This window comes from Spirosoma sp. KNUC1025, assembly GCF_045160025.1.
In the GTDB taxonomy this organism is placed as follows: Bacteria; Bacteroidota; Bacteroidia; order Cytophagales; family Spirosomataceae; genus Spirosoma.
Window position 1 is genome coordinate 2,984,790 of sequence record NZ_CP087139.1, and the last position, 17,711, is coordinate 3,002,500.

Consider the following 17,711-nt stretch of genomic DNA (forward strand, 5'->3'; position numbering starts at 1 on the left):
GAGAAGGAGTTGCTAAAGCAACTCCTTCTCTGTTTCTATTCAAACTGTGTATACAGTGATTTGCGGTCAACTTTGTCGGGGAGTGGCCCTTGTCGCGTTAGTTTCATTTTAGCCATAGTAGCTCCAGCACGAGCGCAATTGCCAGGAGCGTAACCATCCAGATGGGCTGTCAGAAACCCCGCCCAGTACGCATCACCCGCACCCGTTACGTCTACAACATCAATTTTCTTGCCAGGAACCCTTGCCTGTTTAGCCCCGCCATCATAGGATACCAGACTGCCATCGGGGCCAAGCGTCAGACAGACGATAGAAGCTCCCATTTGATGAAAATCGTTTAGAACCCGCTCCTGTGTTTGCGGCTCACCGTAGAGTCGTTCTATATCGTCTGAACTGACTTTCACCATTGCGCCTGATGCAAAATAATTGGTTAGCACGCGCCAGGCCTGTTGGCGGTCGGGCCAGATGCTAGGGGCGTAGTTGGCATCAATGGAAACCTGACAACCGGCTGCCTGCGCTCGCCGGGCGGCATCGATAATAACGTCCTGAGCAGGCTGTTGGCTTAGGGCAAAACAGGTTGTATGGAACAACTTTGTCTGAGCCAGCAACGAATCGGGGAGTTGTTCGGAACTAAGCTGACAGTCGGCATGTCGATAGGCGACAAAATCGGGTGTACCAGCTGTGCGCGAAACGACAACAATGGTTGTTGGCTCCAGCGGATCAGCCGTAATAAATTGGGTATCAACACCTGATTCTTCAATTTGCCGGACGAGGTACTTTCCGATACTATCATTGCCAACGCAGGAGACCAGCGCCACTTTTTCGCCAAGTCGGGCCATGTTGGTTGCCATATTGGCTGGGCTACCGCCCTGGTATCGACGGAAATCCAGCGCGTCGATTAAGCTGCTTGTCACATGGTGGCCGATAAAATCAGCCAGTAATTCGCCGACAGAAAGCAGAGCGTATGGGCGTGTTGACGTTGTCATTTAATAAGAATACACTGATTAGTTTTCCGTATGAAGCCGTTTCACGCTGAAAACTAATCAGAAGACTAAAAAGAGCAATAGAATTAAGCCTACTTTCAACCGAGTTCAATTGGGATGGTGGCTTCGTCAGTCTTTCTGGATTCTTTGACCAGGAAGCAGGAAGCGGCTGCCAGCAACAGGCAGATACCCGCCAGCACAAGCGCGTTACGGGGATCGTCGCCCAGAAGGGGTTTGTAATAAAGGGGTACAGTAAGCATCCCAATAAATTGTGGCACGCAGATAAAACCATTGAAAATGCCCATGTAAACGCCCATACGTTCTTTGGGAACGGCACTCGCCAGTAGTAGGTAGGGCATCGACATGATAGACCCCCAGGCAAAGCCGATAATCGTCATCCCAACAAGATAGACCAGTTTATCATTGGAAGTAAGGGTAAGAAAGAAGCCCATCGACCCAATCGTTAGGAACAGAGCGTGGGTAGCCCTTGCACTGCCGATGGCCTTGGCAATGCGCGGAATAAAGACCGAAATAACGGCGCAGGAGATGCTGAACATCGCAAAGCAAAGACCTCCCCATTTGGTACCTTCTTCAAAACCAGCTTTGTTAGATATTGTATCCGGAGCGTTGAACGCGTATTTGGCCGCTGCCAGTGATAGATACTGCCACATCAGCGGTAGCCCGTACCAGGTAAAAAATTTGACCCACCAAAGCTGTTTCATTACGGTTGGCATGGCCGAAAGCGAAGCCAGTATTTCCTTAAAAATAGGAAGCATTAGAAACAGGTAACTGCCTACCAGTACGCCTACTCCCCACAGTGCCCCTGTTACCAGACCACCGATACGTGCCGCAAAAAAGAAAGCCAGAATAGCTCCTCCTAAAGCTAACGCCAGGTGCCAGAACGAAATCGACTTTTTTTCTTCCTCCGTAAAAACATGCACGTCTTTGTAACTGTCGTTGACGGGTGGATATTCTTTCGTTGTACGGATTGTCCAGAATACCGAGATCAGGATAGCCGCAGCGCCAATGTAAAATGGATAACGTACCGAGTTTGGAATCCCATTCGCCAGTTGATCTTCCGACATGACCATCGATATACCCAGAATAGGCAGCAAATAAGGCATCAGATTGGCTAGGGTTTGCCCGAAACCAACCATAAACGATTGGATGGCAAAGCCCGTAGGGCGTTGTTTGTCGTTTAGCATATCGCCCACAAACGCCCGGAAAGGCTCCATGGCTGAATTTAGCCCCGCATCAAGCATCCACATCAGCCCCGCTGCCATCCAAACAAATGAGGAGTTAGGCATAAAGATCATCGCTATACTACCCACCAAGGCACCAGCCAGGATAAAGGGCTTTCGTCGGCCCCAGCGTGGCGACCAGCTTTTATCCGAAACGGCTCCAATGATCGGCTGGAGCAAGAGACCAGTCAGCGGTCCAGCGAGCCAAAGACCTGGTATAGAGGCTTCGTCGGCGCCCAGGTAGCGATAAATAGGACTCATATTGGCTTGTTGCAGGCCAAAGCCATATTGAATCCCCAAAAAGCCGAAGCTCATATTCCAGATTTGCCAGAAGCTTAAGCTGGGTTTGGCCTTCGTGGAGGTCTTTTGAACACTTCCCGTTTGCATGGATTGTCGTATATTTATAAAATCATCATAGGGTTTACGTACTAGCTTACACTAGCTAACAATAATACTACTGATTTGCAGGATATAGAGAAATTCTTGGCTTATTTTTTTGAAAAGACGTATTTTTGAGAATGTTTCCCGAAAAGTGGCCCATCGTTGGTTGGATACTGACGGTATTTTTACTTGCTTCTCAATCCGTCTTTGCCAGTATTTCGGTCGACTCGGCACAGAAAGTTGTGGTGCGTTCTGTTACGTTAAAAGGCAATTACCGGACACGTGACCGGATTATACTTCGGGAGATGACGCTGCATGTTGGTGATTCCGTACGCTTGTCTGAACTTCCAGAGCGCGTAGCCTGGGATCAGCGTAATATCAACAATACCACTCTATTTATTACGGTAGATACTGAAACGCGAATTACGCCCTCCGACGATACGACGCAGTTGGCCCAGCTTGATCTGACGGTCATTATGAAGGAGCGCTGGTATCTGATCGCTTACCCGGTGTTTGATTTGGCCGATCGGAATCTCAATGAGTGGTGGTATGATCGGGGGCGCGATTTTAGCCGGGTCATCTACGGCGGACGCCTTAGCTATCGGAACGTAACGGGAAATAACGACCGACTCCAGCTTGCCATCGAATTAGGGTTTCTACAGCGTGCGGTCGTTTCTTATTCAATCCCTTATATTGACAAAGCGCAAAAAATCGGCTTACGGGTCGATGTGTCGTACCAGACGAATAAGGAAATTCCGTATCGGACGCAGTTCGATAAATGGGTGTATGCCAAATCGGAAAATGTACTACGTGAACGGGCTTATGCTGCGGCTGTTCTTACTCATCGACGGGGACTTTACCACTACCATACGCTTGATGTCCGGTACAACCGCAACACGATTGCCGATACGGTCGCTCAATTAAATCCAGACTATTTTCTGGATAGCAAGACAACCCAACAGTTCATGTCGCTGAGTTATAACTACCGATACGACCGGCGCGATAACGTCGTATATCCACTGCGCGGTACGTTGTTTTCGGCAGGGGTCGGTGTATCGGGTTTATTGCCAACCGATAATTTTCATTTTCTGGATATCGGAGCGTCGGTTACGCGCTACTGGCCATTAGGAGGGCGTTTTTATGCAGCCGGAAATTTGCGTGCCCGGTCAACCTGGCCAACGCGTCAGCCTTATTTTAATCTGCGCGGGCTGGGTAATTCCAGTGACATGGTTCGGGGCTACGAATTGTACGTAATAGATGGCCAACGAACAGCAATTTGGCGAAACAGCATTCGGTATCAATTAGTAAATACGCGAAAGCAACTGAATTGGCTCCATATTCGTCAGTTTAACACCGTGCCGATTTCCATTTACCTGACTGGTTTTGCCGATGCTGGCTACGTAAGCAGTACGGTGGCCGAACAGTATCAAAGTCAATTAGCCAATCGCTTACTTCTTGGCACAGGCATGAGCCTTGACCTCGTTACGTTTTACAACCTGGTTATGCGATTCAGCGGTACCATTAATGCACAGGGCAAAACAGGTTTTTTCTTTAATCTGGCTCAGGAGTTGTAACGCGTTTCCACTCATCAATACCCCTGCACAATTTGGTTATTGCGTAACCAATCATCCTAATTCTGGTACGTTAAGGCTAAGCTTTCCCGTACATTTGACGGGTCAAGTGACAACAAAATTTCTACACCCATGTAGGTCTACTGTCTTCATTCTCTGCGTAGTGGGCGAACGCACCCAAATCAAATCACAATTCATTTCTTAACCATTTAACGCTGTATTATTCATGGAATTTTTACCGCTTGTTTCGACCTGGGGCTGGGTACTCCTGCTCTTTTTCGCCGTAATACTCTACAAATGGGTGTTGCGTTTTTTGTTCGGGATGGTTATTGTGCCCGAAGACCGGATTGGACTTGTTACCAAAAAATACGTGCTCGTCGGTACGGACCGAGGCTTACCCGATGGACGTATCATTGCCACGAAAGGCGAGGCTGGTTATCAGGCTCAAACCCTGGCGCCAGGGTTGTACTGGTGGATGTGGCCCTGGCAATATGGCATTACGATGCAGCCATTTACTGTTGTGCCCGAAGGAAAGATTGGCCTCGTCTTATCAAATGATGGCGTTGAACTACCAACGGGTAATATTCTGGCCCGCCGGGTCGATTCCGACAACTTTCAGGATACAGAGCGTTTCCTGAATACGGGTGGCCAGAAAGGTCGGCAAACGGCTGTGCTGACACCCGGAACGTATCGGATTAATCCGTACGCCTTTACCATTACGATTGCCGATATGACCGTCATCAAAGAAAACATGGTCGGGATTATTACAACGCTTGATGGCGCACCCTTGCAGCCGGGCCAGATTGCCGGTAAGAACATCGAGGGGCATAATAACTTTCAGAATGTTGATTTCTTCCTGCAAAATGGCGGCAATCGGGGGCTTCAGCCGCAGGTCGTGCTGGCGGGTTCGTACTACATCAATCCGTGGGCTGTACAGATTGAGGAAATTCCGATGACTGAAGTACCCATTGGCCATGTAGGCGTAGTGATTTCGTACATTGGCGAGGATGGCGAGGACCTGACAGGCGAGTCATTCAAACACGGCAACATCGTTCGGCGTGGGTTTCGGGGTGTATGGATGGAACCGCTGGGACCAGGTAAATATCCGATCAATACGTATACAATGAAAGTAGAAGGTGTACCAACAACGAATCTGGTACTGAACTGGGCCAATGCCCGTACGGAGGCCCACGCACTCGACCGCAACTTATCGACCATTACGGTGCGCTCGAAAGACGGTTTTCCTTTCAACCTCGACGTAGCGCAGATTATTCATATTCCATCGGCCGAAGCGCCTAAAGTAATTGCCCGGTTTGGGAGTATGACCAATCTGGTATCGCAGGTGCTGGAGCCAACCATCGGTAACTATTTCCGGAACTCAGCGCAGGATTCAGACGTAATTGCGTTCCTGAGCACGCGGAAAGAACGTCAGGAGGCCGCTCGTGAACACATCCGCGCCGTTCTGGAGGTCTACAACGTAAATGCGGTCGATACGCTGATCGGCGACATTGTTCCGCCCGATAGCCTGATGAAAACCCTCACCGACCGGAAAATTGCGCAGGAGGAAGAAAAGACCTACGAAACGCAACGTATGGCTCAGGAAAAAAGGCAGGGTATGGAGCGCGAAACGGCACTGGCTGATATTCAGCGCGAAGTGGTGAAAGCTCAGCAAAGTGTTGAAATTGCCCAGCGCACTGCCGATGCTGCCGTGAAAAAATCGGAAGGGGAAGCCCGTAGCCTGAAATTGCAGGTTGGAGCTGAGTCAGAAGCCACCAAAATCCGGGCGGAAGCCAATGCCGAAGCACGTCGTCGGCAAGCGGCTGCCGATGCAGAGGCTACCAAACTGACGGCCGATGCCGAAGCCGAACGTATCGCCAAAACGGGTACGGCCGAAGCTGAGAAAATTCTGGCCATCGGCCGCTCGACTGCCGAAGCTTATGAGCTACAGGTACGCGCAATGGGTGACGAAAACTTTACCCGATTCAAGATCACCGAAGAGATTGGTAAGGGGCAAATTCGGGTTATTCCTGATATCATTATTAATGGTACGGGTAATAGCTCTGAGGGGTCTTTAAATGGATTGATGGGTTTACAGCTTCTTGAACAGATTGAAGAACGGAAAACCGGCAAATCCACTAAAATCGTGGATATAATCAAGTCGCCGGAAAAACCCAAGGAAAGTTAAAAACCGGTTAAAAAGGCTGATACTCAGGTGTCAGCCTTTTTTTGTTTTGCCTACCTTTGGTACTCCTATTCTCCGTAATCAGGAGCTCCACAGACAACACAACCATGGATAAAGCTACCCCGAAGCAGGAACCTCGCAAAAAGGCTCCATCGCCTTTACTGGGCCTGCTAAAACCATATTCCAGAATAATTCTGCTGCTTATTCTGCTCGCGCTGATCAGCAATGGAATAAACCTGGTTCTGCCGCTGATCATTTCGCGGGGCATTGATGCGTACAGCGCTGGTCGGTTTGTACTGCAAACGACGATTGTTGAATTTACGGCTGCGGCTTTACTGATTTTTGTTTTCTCGTATCTGCAAAGCATTGTACAAACCCGCGCTTCTGAACGCGTAGCCCGTGATTTACGCACGCAGCTCGCTGATAAAATTTCACGACAGAGTTTTGCCTACATTCAGCAGGCCAATCCATCCCGGCTGTTAACCAATCTGACCTCAGATATTGATTCGGTTAAAACGTTTGTCTCGCAGGCCATCGTCTCGATTGCTTCTTCCTTATGCCTGATTATCGGGGCCAGTATTTTGCTGATCAGCATCAACTGGGAACTAGCGTTGGCCGTACTGGGTATTGTACCCATTATTGGTATTACGTTTTACCTGGTACTCAAGAAAGTACGGGTATTGTTTTTGAAGAGTCGCGAGGTAATCGACTGGCTCAACAAGGTCATCAACGAAAGCATTCTGGGATCAGCACTGATTCGGGTGATCAACTCCCAGCAGCTCGAATACGATAAATTTCTGGCGGCCAATACCAATGCCAAAGATATCGGAATTGCCATTCTGCGTCTGTTTGCGACTCTTATCCCGGTCATTTCGTTTACGGCTAGTATGGCCGGATTAACGATTCTGGTGCTGGGTGGTCATTTTGTTATTTCGGACGATATGTCGCTGGGAAATTTTGCTGCGTTCAATACGTATCTGGCGCTGCTGATTTTTCCGATCATCATTATTGGCTTCATGAGCAGCGTTATTGCGCAGGCATCGGCGTCGTATCAGCGTGTAAATGAAGTGCTGCAAGCCCCCGAAATAGCAAAAACAGGTACCGTTGACATGGCCCTAAAAGGGGACGTAGCGCTTCAGAACGTATCCGTCTATTATGGTGATAAAGCGGTTTTAGACGACGTTACGTTTGCGGTAAAAGCGGGTTCCCGTACGGCTATTGTTGGTCCAACTGCTGCCGGAAAGAGCCAGCTTTTATTTCTGCTGACTGGCTTGATCGAGCCTACATCAGGCAGTGTGACTTATGATGGCCGGACCATTGATACGTATGATGAAGATGCTTTTCATCAGCAAGTCGGGTTTGTGTTTCAGGATAGCATCATTTTCAACCTCAGCTTGCGGGAGAACATCGCCTTTAGCGAATCCGTAACGGATGCGTCGCTTGATAAAGCCATCGCGACGGCTGAATTGCAGGAGTTTGTAGAATCGTTACCCGACAAGCTGCAAACCGTTGTGTCGGAGCGGGGCAGTAGTTTATCGGGCGGGCAGAAACAACGTATCATGCTCGCGCGGGCACTGGCGCTTAATCCAAAAGTGTTGTTGCTGGATGATTTTACCGCGCGTGTTGATACCAGCACGGAGCAGAAAATTCTAGCCAATGTGCAGCAGAATTACCCGGATATGACACTGATTTCCGTAACGCAGAAAATCGCTTCCGTTGAGGATTATGAGCAGATAATTCTGCTGATGGAAGGGGAAGTGATTGCCAGCGGAACCCATCAGGAACTACTGGCAGTCAGTCCGGAATACGTTCAGATCTATCAATCACAGCGTAGCACGAGTCAATATGAACTACGATCTTAATCAGTTTGTCGGCCAGAAAGAAGCGAAAAACGCTACGTATCAGGCGCTGCGCAAGCTGCTGGTCCTGATCAAAGATGAGCGAAAAACGCTGACACTTGCCTTTTTCGCGCTCCTCATCAATTCAAGCCTGAACATGCTGGGGCCTGTGTTGGTTGGTCGTGCCGTTGACAGGTATATTCAAACAAAACAATTTGAGGGGTTGCTGCTGTATGGTAGTATCTTGCTGGGAATGTATAGCATTACGTTCGGTACCAACTATCTCCAGACTCGCCTGATGGGGGAGGTAGGGCAGCGTACGTTGTTTCGACTTCGGAATGCGGTGTTCAACAAATTGCAGGAATTGCCCGTCGCGTTCTTCAACCAGAATAAAGCCGGTGATCTGATCTCCCGCATCAATAATGATACCGATAAGCTGAATCAATTTTTTTCGCAGTCGCTGATGCAGTTTGTGGGTAGCATTTTTACGATGATCGGCGCTGGTATTTTTCTGCTTTCGATCAATCTGCCACTTGGCGCTGCTACGTTATCACCCGCTATTCTGATCTGGGTTTTTACGCAGGCCACTTCGGCATGGGTAAAGCGTAAAAATGCAGTCAATTTGAAGAGTGTCGGAAACATGAGTGCTGAAATTCAGGAGAGCCTGAACAATTTTAAAGTCATCATCGCCTTCAACCGGCGTGATTATTTCCGTAAACGTTTCGACGAAATCAATCAGCAGAATTACCGGACTGCCGTAGCAGCGGGCCTTGCCAATAACGTATTCATGCCGGTTTACAGCCTGGCAGCCAGCCTTGGCCAGCTTATCGTGCTGACGTATGGTATCTACCTGATCGCTACCGGTCGTTTTACGGTTGGTTTGCTGATCAGTTTTCTGTCTTACGTCACCAATTTTTATAACCCTCTCCGGCAGTTGGCTGCATTATGGGCCAATTTTCAGGTGGCGTTGGCAGGTTGGGACCGCATCTCGCACTTGCTGGCGTTGCAGACTAATCTACAAACCATCGAAAACCCGCTGACACTGCCTACAGCATCGCTTTTGTCGTTTCAGAATGTGTCTTTTGGTTATCCGAACGGTCATGAAGTGCTTCACAACATCAGTTTTACACTGGAGCGGGGTAAAACGTATGCTCTGGTCGGCCCGACGGGTGGCGGAAAAACTACAACAGCGTCGCTTATTGCCCGGCTTTACGATCCTACCAGTGGAACCGTTCTGCTGGATGGGAAAGACATCCGTTCGTATAGCCCGGAAGAACGTACCCGCAAAATTGGGTTTATTCTGCAGGAGCCATTTCTGTTTACAGGAACAGTTCGGGAAAATATTCTGTATGGCAACGAACTGTACCAGCATCATGCCAATAACCAGTTGGTCGAGGTAATTCGGGAAGCAAATCTGGAAGGTTTACTGGAACGCTTTGACGAAGGACTGGATACAAAAGTGCAGACGGGCGGAGATGCCATAAGTCTCGGTCAGAAACAGTTGATCGCCTTTATGCGAGCCGTGCTACGTAATCCGGAATTGCTGATTCTGGACGAAGCAACGGCAAACATCGATACCGTAACAGAACAGTTGCTCGAAGAAATTTTGCAAAATCTGTCCGAAAGTACCACCCGTATTATCATCGCACATCGGCTGAACACCATCGAAACCGCCGACGAGATTTTCTTCATTAACGCCGGTCAGGTTACGCGCGCCGGTTCGCTCAGCGATGCAGTGGACATGCTTCTGCACGGAAAACGGGTGAGTTAAAATTAGTCATTGGTCACTGGTCATTAGTGATAGAACAACTAATGACCAGTGACCAATGACTAACAACTAATGACCAATGCCTAAGCCGGTACTTCGATGTCGGCCGTTTGCTGAACTTCCTGCCGTTTTTTCTCTTCCGCGATTTTTATCGGACTGCCGAAAATATAGAATAGTTTCTTGCGCATCCCTCTGGCTTGCCGAACATCCTTAACCATATCAGTCAGCTCGTGGAAATTGATAAAGAACGGATTGGCTTTGTTCGGAATATTCGTAGTAATACCGTAGATCGCGGGTTCTTCTTCAGGCTGGAACGTACCGAACATGCGGTCCCAGAAAATGAACGTAGCGCCAAAGTTTTTGTCGATGTATTTCTCCTGCGAACCATGATGCACCCGGTGGTTGGAGGGCGTGGCGAAAATATACTCGACCCAGGCAGGCAGACGACGAATGTATTCGGTATGCACCCAGAACTGGAATAAGACCGCAATTTGGTTGGTCACGAAGAAAATAATCGGGTGGAATCCCATGAAACCGACCGGCAAGAAGAATATAATCTTCAGGTGCTGAATCCAGCTTAAACGGTACGAAACAGTCAGGTTGTAGAATTCGCCGGAGTGGTGAACGACGTGCGTGGCCCACCAGAAACGCTGCTCATGCGAAACCCGGTGCGCCCAGTAGCTAAAGAAATCATAGATGATATAGCAGGGAATTAATGTCCACCACTGTAGCTCCATGCGCCAGGGAATCAGGTTGTAAATCCAGATACACAAGTACAGCAAGCCTAGCTTGAGCCCTGCGGTAACAACTAAATTACCCAGGCCCACGAGAATCGAACCAATCGTTTCTTTTTTCTCGTAGAAATCTTTTTCCTGGTAATACGTAATGACCATTTCAATCACTGTGAAGAACAGCATGACGGGTACTGCCCACAGTATAATATTTGGTATGTTTTTCTCAAGATTGTGTACGTCATCAAACGAAATTGGATCTGCACCGAATAAGAAAAGAAGCATAACTATAGTTGGTAAGCTAAAGGGAGTGATACAATTATCAACCCATACTACAACTTTCCGTTGGAAAACCGCTTAACTGGATTAAATAAATTTAGTCTTTTGTATGAAAAGTTATATAAAAGCTATTTATCCTACTTTTTTGTCTGTACGATCTTATCCTTTTAAATCGCGTCAATCCATTACATTTGTACGATCAATTTTGCCTGTATGTATAAACAATTACCTCTTGTCATTGCGGTTGTTTTAGCTATATTCTTTGCTGGATGTCAGGGTCGCAAACAAGCCAGCGATCAGTCAGCTGATTCGTCCCAAGCAGCTTCCGAAACATCTGGAACCACAACCGAAGTAGCCATTACAGGCCATCTGGCAGAACTCGGCTTAACAAAAGAAAGCGACTGGCGTGGCATAAATATCGGCGATGATTTTGCCAAAGTGAAGACTACCGAAAAAGGGGAAGCATTTGAGAGCGACGCACAGCACGTAGGGTACACCGTTGAGTTTGCCAATCTGGAAACGGCAGACATGCTCTATTACCAGGCAGACCAGAAAGTGTCGGCCATTGACGTAGATTTATTTCTTAACAGCCGCCAGTCAGTTACTACGTATCAGAACGAGTTACAGCCTTATTTTTCATCTCGCTTTGGTGCGCCGAAAACAGCCAACGGCGGAACCACCTGGACCGGCGCTCAGGGTAAAACGGTTACGTTGAAAGACGTATCGAAAGGCAAAGATTTTGGGTTGAAAATCAAGATTGCGTCCGCAAACGGGCCTGCTACGGCTTCTGCGAAGTAAGATATTACTGAAGTAGCCAAGCAATCGCCCTATCTACGGCTGTTGACGAATAAGAAGCATCATCAGGCTGAATCGATTTCCCGTAAGGAGTTTTGGTTCGGTCGGCCATTGTCACTTCAGTTAAGGTTAAATTAGCGCTATTACTGAGTTTAAATCCCACATTGCCTGTAGAAAGTCCGCAGGTAGGTGTACCAAAACTGCGGGTATTCGGCCGACCTTTAAACGCAATGGCAATGGCCTCACCAGAACTTGCTGCGGCTAAATTTGTCAGGACGGCGACTTTAGGGTTCGCTTTCCGGAGTGTATAAGGCGTTTCTACTTTGGTTAGTACGTTCTGCCCTGCTTTTGCCATTCCAGCCTCGTTAGACCAGGGTGACGTAGTTCTGTCTGGGTCAACGAAATAACCAACAATACCATCTCCCAGAATAGGGTCAACACCGGCCAGCATGGGCCACATATTACCGCCAAGATTACCACGCAGATCGACTATCCACCCACGGATCGAATCGGTATCAGCCTGTTTAATAATCGTTTGGATGGACTGAGCAAAATTGACAGCACTCGCACCGCCTTCTGAAAAACTGGTAATCTTTACGTACCCGATATTGGAATTAGCAGGAACCTCTGTTGGTGCACTGTCTGTACAGTGTACTGTTCTCTCCCCAATAAGTACAGTTCCTGAAGCGGTCATATACGAACTGTAATTATCGCCGAGTAAGGTTAAGGCTAACTGAATAGCAGGGTAGGTATCGGCAATCGTTTGGGCACCTTGAGCTTTATTATCTACCTGCTGTTTGAAGGAAGGCCAGTCGATCGTTTTTCTATGTATGGAATGGTTTTCTATCAGACTCACCACTTCAGTTGGAGACGTTTGGGATTTTACCGACCTAGTAACTGGATCGGAGTCTCACGTGCAGCCGACCAAACAGCCTAGAAAAAGGACAACTGCAGGAGCGTAAACAGGTAATTTGACCATGTACATCGATTCGTTACGTCGATAAAATTGGCTCAGCCTGAATTTTTCCATACTTAGTTTACCGTTAGCGACACATCATCGTAATAAACAGTGCCTGTAGTTTTGGGTAAGTACATTAGTAAAACGTACATACTGGCTGCATTGGCCGGGAAAGAATCAAACGTCAGGGTGTACTCTTTAAAGTCGTTGGTTCCGGTAATGGATTGTTTCCCTTCCGTCGATGTATAGAAAGCAGAGGCATATTGGCCACTGGCTCCCAGATTACCGCCCATCGCCAGCGCTATGCCATTGCCCTGTACGTTGACAGTCTTGATTTTTACCCTCATGGTAAGCTTTCCACCGGCAGGGATAGCAATGCTGGACGTATTAACAACCTGTTGCATATACTGGAACGTAGAGTCGTTCTTTACGGCATCGCAAGTAACTTTTATGGAATGAGAAGGGGACGAGGCTGCTTCAGTGGAGTATTCGATAACGTAATTATTAGGGTTTGTAATCGAATTTTTACCCAGATAAGCTTTCCAGTCATCATAAGGAGCAATTTCCATATCTCCGTTCGTCAGAACACTTATAGATGGTTGCGGATCGGGATCTTTTTTACAGGCGTTGAGAAGGCAGGAGGCTGTAAGGAGCAGGAGAAAGAGATAGTTCTTTTTCATGTTAAGTATGTTTCGACATGCACAGGCAGATAAGTTATTTTCATAACTATTTTACCTGAAAAAGGATAACTAGATATACATCAGTTCGCAAAAAAAGAAAGTTAAACTTTGTGGGTAGTAAAGCTGGATAACCATAAAAGCGAATGCCCAAACCGGATGGATGGCTGGGCATTCGCAAAGAATAATAAATACGGTTTGTAAAGAATTACGCGATTTTATGCATCCAGCCAAATTCGTCAGTAATTTTTCCGGTGCGTAAATCGGACAGGTAATTTCTTACCCGAGCAGCAAACGAATCTTCCGGGGCGAATTCTGGGAGCATATGATCTTTACCATTGTATCCGATCAGAGAGTATGGCGAAGAGCCCACCGCTGTTCCGGCACCAAAAGCTTCGGTCAACCGGCCCGTTTCAATACCCGAAATAACTTCTTCAATCGATACCAACCGTTCTTCAACCGTTATACCCCAGTTACGAGCAATCTGCAAAATCGAATCGCGGGTAACACCTTTCAGGATCGAATCTGAAGTGGCGGGCGTAACCAGCTTTCCATCGATGATAAACATGATGTTCATCGTACCCGATTCTTCAATGTACTTATGCTCGCGGGCATCGGTCCAGATCAATTGGTCATAACCTTGTTGCTGAGCCAGTAAGGTCGGATAGAGTGAGCCACCGTAATTACCGGCACACTTGGCATAGCCTACTCCTCCGGGAGCTGAACGGATGAATTCAGTTTCTACTTTCAGCTTCGGAGGATTGGAATAATACGCTCCTACCGGACAAGTGAAAATGCAGAAACGGTACGTTTTCGACGGCGCTACGCCCAGGAACGTATCGGTCGCAAACATATATGGCCGCACATATAGTGAGCTATCTGGCGTATCGGGTACCCAATCCGCATCGACACGTAACAAGGCTTCAAGACCACCCATAAATACTTCTTCGGGCAACGTAGCCATGCACATCCGGCGTGCTGATTCGTTCATACGCTCGAAGTTCGCGTAGGGACGGAACAGCATAACTTCGCCAGCGTCATTTTTGAACGCTTTCATGCCTTCAAAAATGGACTGACCATAGTGTAGTGACGACAGAGCAGGGCTTAGAGAAAAATTGTCGAATGGCACAATCATTTGGTTCTGCCACTGACCATCTACGAAATCGGCCACGAACATGTGGTCCGAGAAGTGTTTTCCGAAAGGTAAATGATTAAAATCTACCTCCTGAAGGCGGGAGCGTTCCGCTTTCCGCAATTCAATTTGCAAGACATCCGTCGTCATAACAGCTTGTAGTTAATGAGTTAGCCCGTAAACGAATAGGCTGCGGCAAAGCTAAAAAAATAGATTGAGCAAATTTAGTTGTCAAGACAACTTTTTTTTAACGGTTTAAATTCGGGGTTTCCATACCTGCTCTTCTACGTTTAAATCCTGGGCGATTTTCCGGCTTAATACGAATAAATAATCCGACAGTCGGTTCAGGTATTGGAGTACCAGTTCATCTACCGGTGAGTCAGTCATGAGTTCCGTTACTAACCGTTCGGCCCGGCGGCAAACGGTACGGGCCAGATGGCAAAACGATACGGCATCATGTCCGCCGGGCAAAATAAAGGCTCGAAGCTGGGGCAGTGCAGCATCCATAGTATCCATTTCCTGTTCAAGCAATGTAACATCGTCAGCCAGAATAGCGGGCATAGTTCGATGTATGGCTTTTTGGGGGTCGGTAGCCAGTTCAGTACCAACAGTAAATAGCCGGTCCTGGATTTCCTTCAATAATTCCTTCGTCCCAATACTGATGGATTGATTACGTAATAACCCGATCCATGAATTCAGTTCATCGATGGTTCCGTAGGCATCAATTCGTGCATCGGCCTTACTGACCCGGCGCCCACCTATCAGTCCTGTCTGGCCTTTATCGCCAGTTTTTGTGTAAATTTTCATAATAAAGTAAAGCGCGAAACGGAGCGTTCGCAGAGAATCGTACAGATTAGAATAAATACGTACTGCATGGTCTATGACATTCCGAGTAAGTAAACGAACACATTTCCCGTTCCAGCCGTACCTTTGCACCCTGATTTTTAAAGTCAGTAGCAGATTTCATAAAGTGATGTTGAGTAAACCAAGCTGTTGGCACGTTCGCTCATTCACTCTTTCGCTCATTTAAATGAAAGCAGGTACTTTTTTTGTCCGTACGTGGCGTATTCTGTCCATTCTCGGATTATTGATCGCTTTATTTTCCAGTTATATTTCGTATCCCGATGATGTGGCGGTACGTTTTGATGAACTCAAACAGCCGATTCAAACGGTTAACCGCGAAATAATCTTCTACGTTACCATTGCTGTTTTTCTGATTTCTAATACGCTCATCAACGCAATTGCGCGACTCTTTCGGCGTGTACCTACTGCTCAGATTCCTGTACCAAATCAAAGTACATGGGCATCGCATCGGCCACAACTGAACGAAATCTTTACCAATTGGTTTTATGCGCTCATGGCTGCTATTAATACAGTATTAGCGTTAGGTTTGTTTGTATTATCGCTGCTTAATCGCTCAGACCGGAGCATGCAACCTTATGATTATGCCTGGTTGTTGCCTTTCATTACAGCTATGCTGGTCGCTGTGCTGATAGGGCTTCCAATTCGTTTGTTTATGAAACCAAGTGCCGATGATTGAGACAAACGAACTCTTACTGAGCCAGTTTCTGTATACGTTGCCGGATGACCGTATTGCCCGTTTTCCGCTAAGTCAGCGCGATACAGCAAAATTGCTGGTTTACCGTTCGGGCGAGATTAATCACGCTCATTTTTATGACCTGGCATCGCTGCTCCCACGCGATAGCTTTCTTGTTTTCAACAATACGAAAGTTATTCCAGCCCGACTGCATTTTACGAAGCCAACTGGCGCTCTCATCGAGTTGTTTTTACTAAACCCATACCCTGCAAGTTTGCCAATCAGTCAGGCTATGGAAGCGAAAGGCTCGGCTATTTGGCAGGGTATGATTGGCAATCGCAAACGCTGGAAACGCGACGAAACACTGGTATTACGTGGGATAGATAAACAAACGGGTGCCGTTTTGCCCCAGCAGGCAGAAGAAAGCCAGGAAAAGGTAGAAATCACCGCTTCCTGGTACGACTACGATCAGTCAGTAGTTCAGCTAAGCTGGCAACCGGCTGAGTTGACATTTGCGCAAATCATTCAGTTTGTGGGTGAAATTCCGTTGCCACCCTATCTGAAACGTAACGTTACCGAAAATGACCGGAATACGTATCAGACGGTTTATTCTACCCAGGAGGGAGCTGTTGCAGCCCCTACGGCTGGTTTGCATTTTACACCTGCTGTATTTGATGCTCTCACTGGTAAGGGTATCAAACATGATTACCTGACATTGCACGTTGGAGCCGGAACTTTCCAGCCCATTAAAACAGACGATGTTCGGGAACATCATATGCATACTGAGCAGGTTGTTTATACCGAGGAAAACGTAGCTAAACCATCCTAACCATATTATTCCGGTAGGAACAACTTCGATGCGAGCGCTGGAAAGCCTTTACTGGATGGGCGTTAAATTAATACGTAATGAAAACGATCCATTTCGCCTTGATCAACAATACGCGTATCAGCTCCCTTTAGACGATCACCCGGCAGTTGACGATGCCTTGCAGGCAGTTTTGACTCATATGCTGACTACCAAACAGGCATCAATTGTGGCGCATACCGGCATCTATATCACTCCGGGATACTCGTTTAAGTTGTGCAAAGGAATCATTACTAATTTTCACCAACCGGGCTCAACGCTGATTTTGCTCATTGCTGCTTTGGTTGGCCCCGATTGGAAGCAGATTTATAAAGAGGCTCTCCAAAATGATTATCGCTTTCTGAGCTACGGCGATTCATCGCTGCTTTTGCCTTAAACCATTAATTTTGCAGAAATTAAGGTGTACGGAGGGAAGCAGGAAGGAAAAAGGAAAGTTGAAATTTAGTTAATCGCTTTTCCAATGTTCCCTTCTCCTTTCGGCTTTCCTCCCCTCTCCATATAAAAAATGAACTTTATTGAAGAACTCCGCTGGCGTGGCATGTTGAACGACATGACGCCTGGTACCGAAGAACAGCTACAAAAAGAATTAACAGCGGGTTATATAGGCTTCGATCCGACAGCCGTGTCACTGCATATTGGTAACCTGGCTACGGTGATGCTGCTTGTGCACCTACAACGCTCAGGTCACAAACCCTTTGCGTTGGTGGGTGGTGCAACAGGTATGATCGGTGATCCATCCGGCAAAGCGGCTGAACGGGAATTTTTATCGGAAGAAA

At 47.4% G+C, this 17,711-nt stretch carries 14 protein-coding genes and 1 pseudogene (1 of these 15 only partly in view); 8 read left to right on the forward strand and 7 right to left on the reverse strand.

The window, feature by feature from the left end:
• Nucleotides 1-35: 35 nt before the first annotated feature.
• Entirely contained in the window at nt 36-983 is a 948-nt protein-coding gene (locus LN737_RS12980) for a carbohydrate kinase family protein (protein ID WP_405519459.1), read from the reverse strand.
• A 95-nt stretch (nt 984-1,078) separates the two neighbouring features.
• Nucleotides 1,079-2,608 (reverse strand): MFS transporter, encoded by a 1,530-nt coding sequence (locus LN737_RS12985; protein ID WP_405519461.1) that lies wholly within the window; start codon nt 2,606-2,608, stop codon nt 1,079-1,081.
• A 131-nt stretch (nt 2,609-2,739) separates the two neighbouring features.
• Here LN737_RS12985 and LN737_RS12990 point away from each other — a divergent pair, with 131 nt between their 5' ends.
• The 4 genes from LN737_RS12990 to LN737_RS13005 all read left to right on the forward strand — a co-directional run bounded on the left by LN737_RS12990 (nt 2,740) and on the right by LN737_RS13005 (nt 9,964).
• Entirely contained in the window at nt 2,740-4,176 is a 1,437-nt protein-coding gene (locus tag LN737_RS12990; protein WP_405519463.1) for a BamA/TamA family outer membrane protein, read from the forward strand.
• A gap of 223 nt (nt 4,177-4,399) precedes the next feature.
• Nucleotides 4,400-6,358, forward strand: coding sequence for an SPFH domain-containing protein (locus tag LN737_RS12995; protein WP_405519465.1), 1,959 nt, complete (start codon nt 4,400-4,402; stop codon nt 6,356-6,358).
• 104 nt (nt 6,359-6,462) lie between these two features.
• Nucleotides 6,463-8,217 (forward strand): ABC transporter ATP-binding protein, encoded by a 1,755-nt coding sequence (locus LN737_RS13000; RefSeq protein WP_405519467.1) that lies wholly within the window; start codon nt 6,463-6,465, stop codon nt 8,215-8,217.
• Nucleotides 8,201-9,964 carry an ABC transporter ATP-binding protein gene (locus LN737_RS13005; RefSeq protein WP_405519469.1) on the forward strand — a complete coding sequence of 588 codons (1,764 nt, stop codon included), beginning with the start codon at nt 8,201-8,203 and terminating at the stop codon, nt 9,962-9,964. Before LN737_RS13000 ends, LN737_RS13005 begins: the two co-directional genes overlap by 17 nt.
• A gap of 80 nt (nt 9,965-10,044) precedes the next feature.
• On the opposite strand, the gene LN737_RS13010 is transcribed toward LN737_RS13005, so the two are convergent.
• Nucleotides 10,045-10,977, reverse strand: coding sequence for a sterol desaturase family protein (locus LN737_RS13010; protein ID WP_405519471.1), 933 nt, complete (start codon nt 10,975-10,977; stop codon nt 10,045-10,047).
• A 207-nt stretch (nt 10,978-11,184) separates the two neighbouring features.
• Here LN737_RS13010 and LN737_RS13015 point away from each other — a divergent pair, with 207 nt between their 5' ends.
• Nucleotides 11,185-11,769: a hypothetical protein gene (locus LN737_RS13015; protein WP_405519473.1), complete on the forward strand. Its 585-nt coding sequence runs from the start codon at nt 11,185-11,187 to the stop codon at nt 11,767-11,769.
• 4 nt (nt 11,770-11,773) lie between these two features.
• Here LN737_RS13015 and LN737_RS13020 read toward each other — a convergent pair whose 3' ends face one another.
• The 4 genes from LN737_RS13020 to LN737_RS13035 all read right to left on the reverse strand — a co-directional run bounded on the left by LN737_RS13020 (nt 11,774) and on the right by LN737_RS13035 (nt 15,340).
• Nucleotides 11,774-12,622, reverse strand: a complete 849-nt coding sequence (locus LN737_RS13020; RefSeq protein ID WP_405519475.1) for a S41 family peptidase — start codon at nt 12,620-12,622, stop codon at nt 11,774-11,776.
• A gap of 176 nt (nt 12,623-12,798) precedes the next feature.
• A complete protein-coding gene (locus LN737_RS13025; RefSeq protein WP_405519477.1) occupies nt 12,799-13,404 on the reverse strand; it encodes a hypothetical protein in 606 nt (201 codons plus the stop codon).
• A gap of 205 nt (nt 13,405-13,609) precedes the next feature.
• Entirely contained in the window at nt 13,610-14,683 is a 1,074-nt protein-coding gene (locus tag LN737_RS13030; RefSeq protein WP_405519479.1) for a branched-chain amino acid aminotransferase, read from the reverse strand.
• Between the two features lie 105 nt (nt 14,684-14,788).
• Nucleotides 14,789-15,340 carry a cob(I)yrinic acid a,c-diamide adenosyltransferase gene (locus tag LN737_RS13035; protein WP_405519481.1) on the reverse strand — a complete coding sequence of 184 codons (552 nt, stop codon included), beginning with the start codon at nt 15,338-15,340 and terminating at the stop codon, nt 14,789-14,791.
• A gap of 223 nt (nt 15,341-15,563) precedes the next feature.
• Between LN737_RS13035 and LN737_RS13040 the strand changes: the two genes are divergently transcribed.
• From LN737_RS13040 to tyrS, 3 genes and pseudogenes are all read left to right on the forward strand, one after another.
• Complete coding sequence (locus tag LN737_RS13040) at nt 15,564-16,073, forward strand: hypothetical protein (protein WP_405519483.1); 510 nt, start codon at nt 15,564-15,566, stop codon at nt 16,071-16,073.
• A pseudogene (locus tag LN737_RS13045) lies at nt 16,066-17,311 on the forward strand (S-adenosylmethionine:tRNA ribosyltransferase-isomerase). Before LN737_RS13040 ends, LN737_RS13045 begins: the two are co-directional and overlap by 8 nt.
• A gap of 129 nt (nt 17,312-17,440) precedes the next feature.
• Nucleotides 17,441-17,711, forward strand: the start of a protein-coding gene (gene tyrS / locus LN737_RS13050; protein WP_405519485.1) for a tyrosine--tRNA ligase. It continues 1,034 nt past the right edge of the window; only the first 271 of its 1,305 coding nucleotides appear in the window; its start codon is at nt 17,441-17,443; the stop codon falls past the right edge of the window.

Coding starts and splice junctions, on each gene's coding strand:
- LN737_RS12980 (WP_405519459.1), bottom strand. CDS start 983: ATGACAACGTCAACACGCCCATACGCTCTGCTTTCTGTCGGCGAATTA.
- LN737_RS12985 (WP_405519461.1), bottom strand. CDS start 2,608: ATGCAAACGGGAAGTGTTCAAAAGACCTCCACGAAGGCCAAACCCAGC.
- LN737_RS12990 (WP_405519463.1), top strand. CDS start 2,740: ATGTTTCCCGAAAAGTGGCCCATCGTTGGTTGGATACTGACGGTATTT.
- LN737_RS12995 (WP_405519465.1), top strand. CDS start 4,400: ATGGAATTTTTACCGCTTGTTTCGACCTGGGGCTGGGTACTCCTGCTC.
- LN737_RS13000 (WP_405519467.1), top strand. CDS start 6,463: ATGGATAAAGCTACCCCGAAGCAGGAACCTCGCAAAAAGGCTCCATCG.
- LN737_RS13005 (WP_405519469.1), top strand. CDS start 8,201: ATGAACTACGATCTTAATCAGTTTGTCGGCCAGAAAGAAGCGAAAAAC.
- LN737_RS13010 (WP_405519471.1), bottom strand. CDS start 10,977: ATGCTTCTTTTCTTATTCGGTGCAGATCCAATTTCGTTTGATGACGTA.
- LN737_RS13015 (WP_405519473.1), top strand. CDS start 11,185: ATGTATAAACAATTACCTCTTGTCATTGCGGTTGTTTTAGCTATATTC.
- LN737_RS13025 (WP_405519477.1), bottom strand. CDS start 13,404: ATGAAAAAGAACTATCTCTTTCTCCTGCTCCTTACAGCCTCCTGCCTT.
- LN737_RS13030 (WP_405519479.1), bottom strand. CDS start 14,683: ATGACGACGGATGTCTTGCAAATTGAATTGCGGAAAGCGGAACGCTCC.
- LN737_RS13035 (WP_405519481.1), bottom strand. CDS start 15,340: ATGAAAATTTACACAAAAACTGGCGATAAAGGCCAGACAGGACTGATA.
- LN737_RS13040 (WP_405519483.1), top strand. CDS start 15,564: ATGAAAGCAGGTACTTTTTTTGTCCGTACGTGGCGTATTCTGTCCATT.